19 protein-coding genes are annotated in these 13,197 nt (G+C 48.2%); 2 read left to right on the forward strand and 17 right to left on the reverse strand.

The features are described from left to right. A partial coding sequence (locus TX85_RS27610) for an FGGY family carbohydrate kinase (protein WP_262362662.1) occupies positions 1-561 on the reverse strand: 561 nt, incomplete at its 3' end. A gap of 195 nt (positions 562-756) precedes the next feature. After that, positions 757-2,073 carry a xylose isomerase gene (xylA, locus tag TX85_RS15465; protein ID WP_044480420.1) on the reverse strand — a complete coding sequence of 439 codons (1,317 nt, stop codon included), beginning with the start codon at positions 2,071-2,073 and terminating at the stop codon, positions 757-759. Positions 2,074-2,441: 368 nt separating this feature from the next. Between xylA and TX85_RS15470 the strand changes: the two genes are divergently transcribed. Further along, the gene (locus TX85_RS15470) at positions 2,442-3,122 is read left to right on the forward strand and encodes an Ltp family lipoprotein (protein ID WP_049894985.1); all 681 of its coding nucleotides are present in this window, start codon (positions 2,442-2,444) and stop codon (positions 3,120-3,122) included. 41 nt (positions 3,123-3,163) lie between these two features. Here TX85_RS15470 and TX85_RS15475 read toward each other — a convergent pair whose 3' ends face one another. After that, the gene (locus tag TX85_RS15475; protein ID WP_044480422.1) at positions 3,164-3,577 is read right to left on the reverse strand and encodes a hypothetical protein; all 414 of its coding nucleotides are present in this window, start codon (positions 3,575-3,577) and stop codon (positions 3,164-3,166) included. A gap of 124 nt (positions 3,578-3,701) precedes the next feature. Here TX85_RS15475 and TX85_RS15480 point away from each other — a divergent pair, with 124 nt between their 5' ends. Beyond that, positions 3,702-3,881: a hypothetical protein gene (locus tag TX85_RS15480; RefSeq protein WP_044480424.1), complete on the forward strand. Its 180-nt coding sequence runs from the start codon at positions 3,702-3,704 to the stop codon at positions 3,879-3,881. 41 nt (positions 3,882-3,922) lie between these two features. Here TX85_RS15480 and TX85_RS15485 read toward each other — a convergent pair whose 3' ends face one another. The 14 genes from TX85_RS15485 to TX85_RS15550 form a co-directional block, all read right to left on the reverse strand. Next, positions 3,923-4,261 (reverse strand): zinc ribbon domain-containing protein, encoded by a 339-nt coding sequence (locus TX85_RS15485; RefSeq protein ID WP_148444372.1) that lies wholly within the window; start codon positions 4,259-4,261, stop codon positions 3,923-3,925. Positions 4,262-4,277: 16 nt separating this feature from the next. Beyond that, a complete protein-coding gene (locus TX85_RS27615; RefSeq protein WP_081671763.1) occupies positions 4,278-4,970 on the reverse strand; it encodes a M15 family metallopeptidase in 693 nt (230 codons plus the stop codon). Beyond that, positions 4,970-5,161 carry a holin gene (locus TX85_RS15495; protein ID WP_044480428.1) on the reverse strand — a complete coding sequence of 64 codons (192 nt, stop codon included), beginning with the start codon at positions 5,159-5,161 and terminating at the stop codon, positions 4,970-4,972. Before TX85_RS15495 ends, TX85_RS27615 begins: the two co-directional genes overlap by 1 nt. A gap of 14 nt (positions 5,162-5,175) precedes the next feature. Next, positions 5,176-5,466, reverse strand: a complete 291-nt coding sequence (locus TX85_RS15500) for a hypothetical protein (protein ID WP_044480429.1) — start codon at positions 5,464-5,466, stop codon at positions 5,176-5,178. Between the two features lie 81 nt (positions 5,467-5,547). Beyond that, positions 5,548-5,829, reverse strand: coding sequence for a hypothetical protein (locus tag TX85_RS15505; RefSeq protein WP_044480430.1), 282 nt, complete (start codon positions 5,827-5,829; stop codon positions 5,548-5,550). Positions 5,830-5,847: 18 nt separating this feature from the next. Further along, complete coding sequence (locus TX85_RS15510) at positions 5,848-7,335, reverse strand: tail fiber protein (RefSeq protein WP_044480431.1); 1,488 nt, start codon at positions 7,333-7,335, stop codon at positions 5,848-5,850. A gap of 15 nt (positions 7,336-7,350) precedes the next feature. Further along, on the reverse strand, positions 7,351-7,902 hold the full coding sequence (locus tag TX85_RS15515) for a phage tail protein I (protein WP_044480432.1): 552 nt from the start codon (positions 7,900-7,902) through the stop codon (positions 7,351-7,353). Further along, positions 7,902-9,020: a baseplate assembly protein gene (locus tag TX85_RS15520; RefSeq protein ID WP_044480433.1), complete on the reverse strand. Its 1,119-nt coding sequence runs from the start codon at positions 9,018-9,020 to the stop codon at positions 7,902-7,904. Before TX85_RS15520 ends, TX85_RS15515 begins: the two co-directional genes overlap by 1 nt. Beyond that, complete coding sequence (locus TX85_RS15525) at positions 9,017-9,322, reverse strand: GPW/gp25 family protein (RefSeq protein WP_049894986.1); 306 nt, start codon at positions 9,320-9,322, stop codon at positions 9,017-9,019. Before TX85_RS15525 ends, TX85_RS15520 begins: the two co-directional genes overlap by 4 nt. A 4-nt stretch (positions 9,323-9,326) precedes the next feature. After that, on the reverse strand, positions 9,327-9,905 hold the full coding sequence (locus TX85_RS15530; protein WP_044480434.1) for a phage tail protein: 579 nt from the start codon (positions 9,903-9,905) through the stop codon (positions 9,327-9,329). A gap of 3 nt (positions 9,906-9,908) precedes the next feature. After that, positions 9,909-10,112 carry a hypothetical protein gene (locus tag TX85_RS15535; RefSeq protein ID WP_044480435.1) on the reverse strand — a complete coding sequence of 68 codons (204 nt, stop codon included), beginning with the start codon at positions 10,110-10,112 and terminating at the stop codon, positions 9,909-9,911. Next, entirely contained in the window at positions 10,112-11,041 is a 930-nt protein-coding gene (locus TX85_RS15540) for a phage late control D family protein (RefSeq protein WP_044480436.1), read from the reverse strand. The genes TX85_RS15535 and TX85_RS15540 overlap by 1 nt, the downstream gene beginning before the upstream one ends. Continuing rightward, positions 11,042-11,269, reverse strand: a complete 228-nt coding sequence (locus tag TX85_RS15545; RefSeq protein ID WP_044480437.1) for a hypothetical protein — start codon at positions 11,267-11,269, stop codon at positions 11,042-11,044. Then, positions 11,259-13,094, reverse strand: a complete 1,836-nt coding sequence (locus TX85_RS15550) for a phage tail tape measure protein (RefSeq protein ID WP_049894987.1) — start codon at positions 13,092-13,094, stop codon at positions 11,259-11,261. Before TX85_RS15550 ends, TX85_RS15545 begins: the two co-directional genes overlap by 11 nt. Positions 13,095-13,197: the final 103 nt, after the last annotated feature.

Genomic DNA, 13,197 nt, shown 5'->3' on the forward strand with positions numbered 1-13,197 from the left:
CCCTTCCGGCACATTCAAGAGCAGCGTGCCTGCGGCGTCGGAGATTTCCATCGCGACCTGCCCGGTCATCCGATAGCGCAAATAATCCTTCGGCAGCACAAAGCGCGCCGCCTTCGCAAACAGCTCAGGCTCATGCTTTTGCACCCACAAAATCTTCGGCAGCGTAAAGCCCTCCAACGCCGCATTCCGGGTAATCTCCAGCAGGCTGTCTCCCAGCTTCGCCTCGATCTCCCGACATTCCTTCGTCGTGCGGGTATCATTCCAAAGAATCGCATTGCGAAGCACCTTGTTCTGCTCATCCAGCAGCACCAGACCATGCATCTGCCCGGAGAAGGATACGCCTTCGATATCTTCGGCCGCCGCCTGCTTACCGTCCAGTAGCTCCTTCAGACAAGCAAGCGTTCCCTTTACCCATTCCTCCGGATCCTGCTCGCTGTATCCCGGGCGTTCCTGAATCAGCGGGTAAGAAGCTGTAGCCTCGCCCACAATATCTCCCTGCTTGTTCACCAGCACCGTCTTTACCGAGCTGGTTCCCAAGTCGATTCCAATTACGTACTTCATCGTCCGATACGCCTCCCTTGATCGTGTATATAATTCAAAGCTATCTGAATTGAACTAAAGAAGATAAATAAAGGGCATAAGTGTGGAGTGTTCCTCCATCGTACAATTATTAGTTCAACCTATATGAACCGAAAAAAGGGGACGACCAGGCGCCCCCTTTTTTTAACGTTCATTCACTTGCAGCTTAGCACCAGCTTATTTGGTAGTGAAGATCAATTCGTTCAGACGCGCCTTCACCAGCTCAAGGTGGTTGGACTTGTTGCGAATGTCGCTATGCTCCAATGCATAAGCTTCCAAGGTCTTGAAGTTCGCTTTGCCGGACAAAATGTCTGCACCAATGCCGGACTTGAAGCTTGCATAACGCTCGTCGATCAGACCGTCGATGAATTTCTCTTCCTTCATGCGGGCCGCAACCTTCAGACCCTTCGCGAAGGTGTCCATGCCGGCGATGTGGGAGTAGAACAAATCCTCAGGCTCAAAGGAAGAACGTCTAACCTTCGCATCAAAGTTCACGCCGCCGGATCCCAGTCCGCCATTTTCAATAATTTCGTACATAGCCAAAGTTACTGCATACAGGTCTGTAGGGAATTCATCTGTATCCCAGCCCAGCAGCATGTCGCCTTGGTTCGCATCGATCGAACCGAGCATATTGTTGATGCGCGCTACGCGCAGCTCATGCTCGAAGGTATGTCCTGCCAGTGTCGCATGGTTCGCTTCCAGGTTAAGCTTGAATTTATCTTGAAGACCATATTTTTGCAAGAAGGAGATCGTAGTAGCTGCATCAAAATCATATTGATGCTTGGTTGGCTCTTTTGGCTTAGGCTCGATCAGGAATTGGCCGGTAAATCCGATTTCCTTCGCATAATCAACAGCCATTTGGAAGAAGCGAGCCAGGTTATCCAGCTCCAAGCCCATATCTGTGTTCAGCAGGGATTCATAGCCTTCGCGGCCGCCCCAGAACACATAGTTCTCTGCGCCAAGCTCAACTGCAGTTTCCAAGCCCTTTTTCACTTGCGCAGCTGCATAAGCAAATACGTCGGCATTCGAGGTTGTTGCCGCCCCGTGGACATAACGCGGGTTAGAGAACATGTTGGCTGTATTCCACAGCAGCTTCACGCCGGACTGCTTCATACCTTCTTTGATCTTGGCAACGATTACGTCAAGGTTCTCATTCGATTCCTTCAGCGTGGCGCCTTCCGGAGCAATGTCCACATCATGGAAGCAGAAATAAGGAGCGCCAAGCTTCTCCAGGAACTCGAAGTTCACTTCCACGCGTGCCTTCGCCAGATCCAGACCGGATACAGTCTCCCACGGGCGAACCATGTTGCCTTGACCGAAAGGATCGCTGCCGTTCATTGTCAGCGTATGCCAGTAAGCTACTGCAAAGCGCAGATGCTCCTTCATCGACTTGCCGAGCACCACTTCATTCTCGTCATAGTGCTTAAATGCCAACGGGTTGTTCGAACCTGCACCTTCAAATTGAATCTTGCCAATGTTCTTGAAATAACTCACGTTACGTCCTCCTTACAATATAATGATCTTTTTAGTAAGCCCTTACATCAGTCTTGCCTTAATGATTTTGTCTCATGCTCTTTTCAACTCAATCCTATCACGTTATACTTAGTTTGTCTAGTCAACTAACTAAGGTTACATGAAAATGCGTAGTGATGCGGAAACCGCTGTTAACGGTACGCCCGAAAACATGACATTACGTCATATGTTTGTGGGCATCATGTGGGCAATTTATTTATAGTTGAAATTAACAAGCGCTTGGTAATTTCAACTTGCAGTACTTTTGATAACAACAATCAGGTATATGGTTATATTTACCTAGTTCTGATACACTACACATATACATATTTTAGGGAGGTTTTATCAGCATGTGGGCGTTTATTGGATTATTATCATTTTTGGCATGTATTGTTTTCTTAGTAATATCTATCGTTTCAGCGGCTAAGAAGAATGGAAAGGCAAAGAATCAATTTCTTATAACGGCCGCCCTATTTGCTATCTTTGTAATTGCGGTCGTAGCGTCTCCAACTCCGGCCGTTGATGAAGCAGAAAATAAAGGTAACGAAGACACGACCGAAGTGACTGCAGTTGCTACCACAGACGATGTCAAAGCAGATGAACAGGAGAAAAAGGAGCAAGAGGAAAAAGAGAACGAAGAGAAAGCAATATTAGAAGCTGAGAAAAAGGCGAAAGAAGAAGCGGAAGAAAAGGCTAGGCTAGAGGCAGAAGAGAAGGAAGCCAGTATCCCTAGAGAACACAAAGCGGCTTTAGAGAAAGCGAAATTATATGCAGAGTCTATGTATATGTCTAAGGCAGGGATTTATGATCAACTGACCTCTGAATATGGAGAGGGATTTCCTGCGGAAGCTGCTCAATATGCAATTGATAACATTGTTTTTGACTGGAAAGAAAATGCATTAGAAAAAGCAAAGCAATACGCAGAACTTATGAGTATGTCGGATTCCGCTATTTATGATCAGTTGATCTCTGATTACGGGGAGAAATTTACGGAGGAAGAAGCACAGTACGCGATTGATAATTTAGAATAAGTAAAGATGCCCCCTGACCTATGTGTTTAGGGGCATTGCTATTATTTATTGCCTATCAATTGTGAGTTGCCCCTAATCATTTCCCCCAGCTCCGATATATAACCCGCCAAGCGCCAGCTTATCTCCGAGCGCAAGACATCTCGAGTAATTCCAAACTTGTCTGTATATCCCCTGGACGTGTAGTGGTAATAGACAATAAAGTTGTCCTGGTGCTCCTCACGGTGGATTTTTACTCCACGGGCTTTGAGCGCCGCGCGGTTTGCCTTGCTGTCCTCCAGGACTCTGTCCTCGATATATCTGCCCGCCATCGCATACGCCTTATTAAGTATTGAGCGGTTAAATTCAAGGTCTGCCCCATTTTTCTGCAACATGGTAAATAGACTGCCAAGGACAACGTTGTCTCTGATTAAAACAAGATCCTCTATTTTTTCCTTCCCCATCATCTTTTCGCTCATTTTGCACACCTCACATAAAAATACGAACGTTTGTTTGTATTATATGCGATACACGGATAAGTATTCAAGAACTGCAAAAAGGGTTTTTATCCAATATGTAGAAGTTTGTTGCTGGAGGTGAAATATGTACACGTACATAGATAAGGCAATTAATGCTCAGATGCAGTTGACCCTGCAGCTTGATGACGGAAGCCGCCTGATCGGTATGCCGAGCTGGCCCGAGGATCGCAGCCGAGTTAAGATCAAAGCTCAAGACGGGACGGCGTGGATCCCGCTAGCTGACATCAAGCATGTGACTACATAACACAAAAAAAGCCCTGCCAGCCTACCGCCAGCAGAGCTATCTTAATCAAAAATAAATAAATATAACGAACCTAAAGCCAGCAAAAATAAAATAATAAAAATACTAAGCAGAGCTTTTGGACTTTGAGACAAAAAATTGACTTCCATAAAATCTTCGCCGCATTCTGGACAAAATCGAGCCGTTTTAGAAACTTCCTTCCCGCAGACATGGCAGGGTGTAAGCGGGTTGTCTCTTTCTTCCGGACCCTGTCTAATATAGGCGATGTAATCTGACAGGTATCCCGCAGCTCCTACGCCTAACATTAGCGCCCCAATAAGAAATATCCACTTCTCCCCCATTAAGTTCACCCTTTTACGCAAATATAACCCTGTCAGCGACATCAGATATTAATGTAACCTATATTTTACCAACCCGCAACCCCACAGCCAGTGTCCGCCAGCCCTCTAACGTAAATTCCGGATCCGAGATCACGCCGCCCAGGTCGCCGCTTCCAAATTCATCAATAAACCATTTCGGCGCCGGCACACGTTCGGCTGCTTTCTCCAGGACATCTACCCGCTTTGTAAGCTTAGCTAATTCTTCCTTCATCTCGACTTCATCCTCTCTATTAATTACAACCAGAGCTTTTGCCATAGCAATCTCACTGGGCACCCACCCAGCACGGTATTGAGCTGTGGTCAGGCCAAAGCACATCTCGAAGTGTGGGTAGTCCTTAAAACTCTTCCAATCCCCGCCCCATTCAAATCCAAGAGACTTAGCGATCTCGACCACCTTCATCCAGGCGGGCCCCACCGTCCATCTTACATTCTTCCCATCTGGGAGCAGCAATGCAAAGTCTATGGCTACCCCAAAGTTATGATTGCTGTAGCCGCCTTTAGCATTGGTGACGATCTGACCTGGCTTCGTGCGTCCCTGCGCATACAGTGCGTCTTGCTCCGCTATGGTCCGTAAGCCTTGCGTAATCAGGATGGGCACGCCACAAGCGAAAGAGCGCTCGATTAAGCGCTCCGTAGCCTGTCGCACGACAGGATGTAAACCATGCAGTTTACTGGCCGATTTAGCCTTTACGTAGTCCAGTGTCAGCGTCATTACTCATTTACCTCTGGAAGCCCGGCCAGACTTGTCAGCAGGCTTGTGACCGTAGCCAGCAGCACCGTGCCACCGACTACCGGCCAGTTAACCTCACCAAATACTGTCGTTGCCCCAATCACCCCAATAGCCGTCTGAGCTGCTGTCTTGAGTGCCCGGATACCTGCTGCTTTTAACCATTTGATCGTCATTTATAATCATCCTCTCACAATTTTATTAAATCCCTCAGCTCATCAATGCGTTTATGAGCCTGCTTGGTCGACTCCTCTTCTCGCGTCAGTCGCTCTGCGATGCTGTCCATCCGCTGGTTTTGCACACGCATATCGACCTTGATATCATCTACTCCGCGTCTAATGTACTCAACATTGTTTTGCAGTGTAGCCACTGTGCCCGCATCTTGAGCAGCGTCTTGCCTAATAGACCTTGTGCGCCCCATCCACCCTAAAGCCATGCCGCTGAGGGCTGCGAGCACGCTTACAACAACCGTCCATTCCATCCCATCACCTACGATTCAAAAAGATAGCCCCCGGACCCACTCCGAGGGCATAAAAAAACGCCTTTCGGCGTGTCCTGTGGTTTATTCTGCTGTTGGTTCGGCGACTTCGTCCGGATAGTTTTCAGCGAGGTAATCGTAGCCGCAAACTCCGACGGTGCCGCTCTTGTTTTTATAAACGTACTGCCCAGGCAACGCCGTGAGCGTTGTCGTACCATTTTTGAGGGTCACGGATTGCAAAACTCCTGAAGGTGAAAAGGCTACGGAAACACCCATGCCTGTGAGTTGTATAATCTCCTGGATCGACGTGAAATCTTTAACCTCTACTGCTTCGACGTAATCGCTTGACTTAAACATTCTGATCATTGTCAACACCCTTCTTTTTTAGAAGTAATAGAACCTACCCGTAACTCTATTATTGATTACTGGAAAGGTATAACCAGTGTCCGCAGAATTTTGGTATAAAAGATATACCTTATATGGACCTCCCACAACGAATGATGTCGTTAAATTAGTAGTCCATATTCCTGAACCTATAACACGTACCTCTCGACTCATAAGGTTTACATTTAAAATATCAGAATTATAGTTTCCGTCCGGATATGATCTTGACATAATAGGTGAAGCGTGTGCGTCATTGTCTTCTATTCTCAATGAAGCGGTACAACCGCTCCCGGTGTTGTTGGGGCTTACAGAGGCCGAGCCTACAAATGATATGAATTTCACTCCTGCTGGTATTGTTAGCAGATCAAGGCGTTTAGACCCACGAGCAACTACATATCCTTCTACCAGCGAGACATCTACATCAGCGTATCCGTAAGTACTAGGTTCAACGGTTCCCACAACACCAAAAATATTAACCCCACTTTTGATGTTGCCCGGGGCCAGGTCAGCGTCACCCAAAACAGTGATGGCACTGTTATAATACCCTGCCGCCTTCGTTTGGTTGGTTGTGCCCGGTGTGACCGTGCCGCCAGCACCTCGGTTTGGCATCGTGCCCTGTAAGCCATTACCGGTTGCATTACTGAACGTCTTGCCCGCCAGCACATCAGCAGCAGTTGCGTTACCCGTAGCCTTAATGATCGCGGACATTTTGCTAATCAGCGTATCCCAACTATCGGATGTGGATGCCGATACCCCAAGGGCAACAAGCGCGGCAACCACTTCTGATTTTCGCTCATTGCCAGACTGAAAAGCCTGGTCTGCTCTGGTCTGTGCTGCCCCAGCTGCTAGATTTGCTGCGTTGGCCGTGGTCTGTGCGGCCATAGCTGCTTCAGCGACAGTTTTGACAGCTTTCGGGGTTGCTGCTTTGTCCTCGGCGTTGCTGTTTGTTGCACTTGAGAGCTGCGTCACGCCTTTTTCTGTCAGTGACGCCTCGCCTATGGTTATCCCCGCTATCGCCTCATCAAGCTCCTGCTTGGTGGCATAAACAAGTGATTCGTCAATGTTTGCTGTGATGTTCGCCGCGGATCCGACAAAGACATTGTAATTAAGAAATTTTTCAATCGGATCTGTGCCATCAGGCGAGATATAATCAGCGGTCGCTCCACAGTTTGCGTACATATACAGGATTTCTCCGTCATCAGGATCCATTGCATAGATTCCCGCCTCGCGTAGAAAGAATCCTGTAGTAACAGTCTGGTTTGTCAGTGTTGCTCCTATAACAGCCCTTGTTGTTCCGGGTGGACGCCTCAATCTAGTTATTTCGAGGTTTGTTACGGGCGTGATCAATGCAGTCATGGCCTCCAAAGATTGCCCGCTTAAGGTGCCACTGCCAACGGCCATCCTGGTATAAAAAAGTTCAGCCCCTGCTTGAGCTTTCGCCTGCAACTGTCTCCCCTTGTTCGTTATTACTTTACTCCAACTTGACATGATGATCTCACCTGCCTAAATAGTAATATACTCTCCAATATGAAGGACGCCACCGAAATACAGGTCGTCAATTGAGATCGTTTCCTCCAGCACGACAGCCTCAAGCCACTGACTTTTTCGTTTAACCGACTCTACAGCCTTCGTGAACTGCTGTGCCTTTTCGTTCGTTGCCTCCGGATTACTGGTAAGTACGCGGAAATAACCAGGGTTGCCACCGTATTCGAACCATTCTTCTACTCGGCCATCCCCAAAGTAAATCTCAACAATTCGCTGCACAGCTGCGGGTGTTCCCCGTATCTTTGCGAGGTAAAGCACATCCTTGATCGCTTCCCGTTTTACTTCGATATCTACAGAAGCGTCATACCAATCAGCTCCAAACTGCCACGCTAAAATGTCTAGAACCTCGCCAGGCAGCTCATTAATCCGAGCATAGATCATGGCTTTGTCTGTTTCATTGGATATCTTCTTGAATTGCTCTTCAACGGCAGCAGAGTAGCCAACTACAGATTTATCCTGGCGCATAAATTTGGTTTGAAGCTTCAGCATGTTCAGATTCTGGAGGTCCATCAGATCAACCCTCCATAAATCAATGTTCTTGGACCGGTAAGTTTAGCAACCTCGGATTTCTCGATTTCAGTATAAACGGGAGCTGTCGTCACAACCCGGTATGCTCCTGCCCCGTAAATTCTTGATATGAGGTTGTCCGGTGTTATCGCTCGGCCAAGTTGGCTGCTCTGCCACGTTTCATATGCATCAGCGGCGCCCCCGACGCCTTCCACAGCCTCACGAATCGACGCCTCTTCGGCGGAATCGTCCTTAGAGATGTAGTACGTGAGTTCGATTGAATACGAAACCTCTGTAGGCGCTTGAACGCTGACAAGGTCGTTAAGCGGTCTCCGATTTTTTGGAGTAACTTCCGCTAAAACTTTGTCAATCACATTCTGGTCTGGCAGTTCTCCCCCTTCCATTAGTGGATAGATTTCAATTTTATTCGGGGCTGGCGATACTACAGCAACATCGATGATGTTCACATCGGCTGATTTGGCAAAATATCGATATGCGTCCTCCGGCCCGGCCACGCTGAAGGAAGCGGGGGCCAGGCGCTGGCGTTCTCGGAAAGCATCGTCTGATTCCTCATCCGTCCCGCCTGAGCTTGTATCCAAATTCGACACACTAGCTATATATGGGATTGGATCGACTAACAGCTTGATCTGTCCAGGAGCATAGCCGTTATACTTCTCCCCGCCTTCAGAAGACCTTGCCTCAACATCAACATAGATGTCACCCGCCGGAATCACCGCAGAACTTATCGTTGCAAAAAACACATCGCCATCAGGAGTCACACGGGTCCCCTTCGGAATCGAGATTGGATCCAGCTGGACGTTAGATAAAGAGAAGCGAATCGTTGTATGTGCCGAGGCTGCTTGCAGGCGAGTAGAGCCAACCCACAGCCCTAGATGATCGAGTATTTCCTCGTAGGCGAATGGCAGTAAATTTGAATTGCCTGTAAAGTTGATATCATTGCGTAGCCCCACAACGATCGGCAATAACTGAGACAAGAATATTCTCCTCGGATCACCCGGAAATAGTTGCTGTCCAGCTGCTTGCTGGAAGGCAACGAGCATTTCCTGTTCTATGCTTCGCGCATCCGTATCGACAAATTGTACGGGTTTAAAATCGGTCATACATCAATCACCACCTCAAAAATTAAGCCCCCATCTTCATCCGTCCCGCCATATCTGACGTCAACAATCGTCGCACGCGGCTCAGACTCCTCAATTACTGAGTAGATGCTAGAGATCGTGGAGGGCACCGCTTCGGATTGAGGCAAATCAATTAATTCGCCTGGAAGTCCTAACGTGCGGTCATAGGCAACCTCATGCTTGTGCGTATTAAGCAGCGTGAAGACGTTTTGAACAATTTCATCGGCTCCGGAAGCGGCCCAATCAATATTAGGGGTCTCAGAAGTGTTTATTGTCACCAACAATGTCCTACACCCCCATCGAATTTAGCTTAGATTCGACGGTGCTCCTGCGTGCCGTAGATGCATTCACATTAGTTCGTTTCGCCTCTGGCTTGTCGATATAGGAGGCCGGAAGAATGTCGAGGCTTACTTTAGTATTGTCCTTAGTCTTTGCAGTCTTCTGCTTGGATTTCGATGCCTGAGCAGATCCAGCCCTGACATATTCCTCGAAATCTAGCTTCAGTTTCGCTCTCAGAATGTTCCCCTTGCCATCGATTTGAGGATTGCTGACGCTAACCGACTTGAGCAGCCATTTATATTTTCCTAGCGGTTTTTCTCCCAAAATAAAAAAATCCGGAACCGCTTTATCCCGAATTTCTTCCCACTGTTCAATCTGCGACCGGACATCAATGTATTGGCCAGCAATAAGCGGCACCTCAAAACCCATTGTTCCTAATGTTTGGCCTTTTATATAGGTGCTCGGTTTGCTCTTTAGTTTCTCTTGGGACTCTGTATCAAGCGCCCCCGACCATTCCAGCCCGGTAAATGTATACACTTTGCTGGCACTCACAGAAAAGCTCTTCTTGTGAAAAGTTGCAATTGGCACATCCTACACCTCCCTGCGAATTGCAATGATCATTGCATCGGCCAGCGTACCCGTAAAAAGAGCGATTACCGCCACCGCATTAATTGTAGGTGCAACATGGTCAGCATAGGGAATTTCCGAGGTCACTACATCACCGAAATCGGTCAAGGTTACGCGAGCGGTTCGGGCAGATAAGTTGATTGATGTGATTTTCCCTTTGCGTACCATCAGTATCCCTCCAAGGGCTTACGCAGCTTCAGCTTAGTTCGATTATTAATCAGATCATGAGTCAACGAGTCAATGAAGAAAACACCGTCGAACATGCCTGTGTCGGCTATCTGTACCGTGGTCCCGGCCGCATAATTAATATTCAAATCAATCGTTAGCGACCCGGTTATCATATGCTTGTTATGGCTCCTCAGAATCCCCCTCGCCCAGCGGTTGGCTTCAACTTTATTACTGACATACATCCGTTTAATAAGCGTGGGCCCTGCGACTCCAGCAGCGGAGAATTCGCCTTCGATAAATTCAGCCGCCGTCTGTCCACGGATGATGCATTTTTCGTAAATGCCTACCGACTTATCTATAAAAGCAAAGTCGCCATTCATGCTCGACTCCTGAATAACTGCAAGCTGTGGATCGGGCGCGATCTTTTCATAGCTACTTTCGTCGTATATGACAACTGATTGATCGGCAATCTTGAGTGTGTATCCTTCAAGGCTGCATCTGCCCGCCAAAAATGAAAAGTCAGGCTCTTCGACCTGGTCCACTCTCTCATACAGATGATTATCGATGCCATATGACTTCAGATTAAATCCGTATCTGGAAGCAATCTGAGTTGCAAACTCCATAAACCGTACAGATTCCCAAGCCTGGGATCGGGCCGTCTTGCTCTCCTGTGGAATAGATAGCGCTCCTATACCAAAGCGCCCGGCCCGCTGGCTAATTTCATCGATATACATGAGGCCGGAATCAAATCCGGCCTCCATTACCCGCAACGTATCGCCTTTCGTTGGCTTCCACTGGCTCCAAAGCCCTTCTGTGTCCGAGAACTGAAGGGTTACTGCATCGGGATGCCCACCTGAGCGGTCTGTGATTATAGCCTGTGTAGCCTGGATGGAGGGTGAGATGTCGGTACCATTGTAAATGACCTGCATCTAATCACCACGCTTCCACGGAGGTAACGTGGTGGGAGCTGGATCATCAATGATCGGGATGAATAATTTCTCTCCTCCGGAAAAAGTAATCACCTTGCGATACTTGAGATTAGCCTGAATAATAACTGAGGCAAAGCGCTCATCATCGTAAAAATCAAGGGAGATACTATCGAATGTATCTCCAGACATGGTCATGTATTTATAGCCCTGTACCGTTTCAGCCTGCATAGCTCTCCCTCCGTTTCGACTCCCACCAACGGTCACAGCGTTCGAAGAAATCGTCAGCTGCCTCTTCCAATTTGTTCAGAACTCCGGATGAATCTCCACCACCAAGCACCGGAGCGAAGACAAACGTAGGCTTTCCGTCTCCGTCGCCATCTACCCCCAAAATCTTGGCCGTTTTACTCAAGAGGCTAAGGCTTCGAGGTGTACGCTTCAACGGAATGGCCGCCTCCGGTCCGGCCTCACCAAAGATAGAAGGCTGGTTTGCAAATCCACCGCGTGCAAATGTCGGTATATTGGGAATGCTTACCCCGAATTCTTTCCCGCCCATTCCAGGCACCCAATCAGGAACCTTGATGTTCAGTGAATTCAGGCTGTCAATGAGCATGTTTATTGGCTTAATCCAAAGGTTTATATATCCCTTGAATACGCCTAAAATTCCCTCCCAAAGATTGCTGAACCAAGATGAGACGCCAGACCAGGCGGCCATGAAGCCATTAACCATGCCTGTCCAGATATTACTGAACCAATCCCCTATACTTAGGAAGAACGGGAGGATGTTATTTTGCCATAAGCCCACGATCCAGGCGGAAACTGTATCCCAGTGCTTCCAGAGCAAATAGACAGCAGCAACCACAACCCCGATTGCAGCGGCAATACCTAAGACAATCCAGGTCATCGGGTTAGCCAGTACCGCGGTGTTAAGTCCCCACTGCGCCACCGTTGTTGCGATTGTCGCTCCTTTGATGGCGGCCATAATTCCTTGATAGGCTGACATTCCTAAAGTGATTGCCTTCCAGGCTACCATCGCAGCAACTATGCCAACAATCATAGGTTCGATAACGGACCAGTTTCCTGAAATGAACGAATAGATTTTTCCGGCCACATTCAAGACCCTTTTTGCCCCGTCTATGATTTTCGGGAGTGCATTGATTACCGTATCCGCCGCCTTCGCTATCACATTCTGGAGCCGTTCTACTTTCTCCGGACTGCCCGCAAAAGAGTCTATGAGTTGATTGCCCTTCTCATAAAGCTTCGTGAATGCAGGCAGCGCTGCACTCATGATATTTCCCGCGAGCTGCTTAAAGCTCTCACCAAACAACTTCTGTTGGTTCGCATAGCTATCTTGCGTCCGCGCAAAGTCGCCTTGGGCGTCCTTGCTCATCTCCATCAGATAGTTATAACGCAGCATCGTCTGGCTGGCTTGGTCCATCTTGGAATAGGCGGTTTTGATACCTTTTGAAAGCGCAAAAGCCTCCATATTGGCAACCGACATATTAATGCCTAGTGCTTTAAGAGGCTCTGTCTCTCCGGATATCCCCGATTTGATCTTTTCAAACGATTCGGCAGGATCAAGATTGTGAAAGGATGCAAAATCACCGGCCAAGGCAGTCAGATTCTCGGACATGGTGATTAAATGGTCGCTTGATACCCCTGAAGCCTTCATCAATGCGCCTAATGTACCGGAATATTGCTTGGCAGATAGCTCCGACAGTCCAAATGCTTTTAGAGTAGACTGAGCAAACTCATTTATTTGCTCAGCCCCCTTACCGAAGGTGACATCCACGACGTTCTGAACCTCGGTCAGGTCAGATGCTAGGTCAAGACCAACTTTGCCCGCATATGCCATACCAACACCAAGGGCGACCATGCCTCCGGCAGCAGCATTTTTCATAATGCCAAAGGACTTCTGTGCAACCTTCCCAATCAGGCCCGTCTGCTTGCTCAACCCCTCCGTCCTCTTCTGTGTCTCCAATAGAGCTTTCCGGAGGCTTGGGTCGATCTTCCCGGCTAGCACAATCAGCGCTTCTAGTTCGCGTTTATTTGCCACGGTGTCGTTCAGCCTCCTTCCGCTGGCGCTCGGCTTCATCTGCAAGCGACTCGTAGAATTCAAATAACTCTACTATGCTCATCTCCATGCATTCTGTTCGTGT

The sequence above is a fragment of the Paenibacillus antibioticophila genome (assembly GCF_000455265.1).
GTDB lineage: Bacteria > Bacillota > Bacilli > Paenibacillales > Paenibacillaceae > Fontibacillus > Fontibacillus antibioticophila.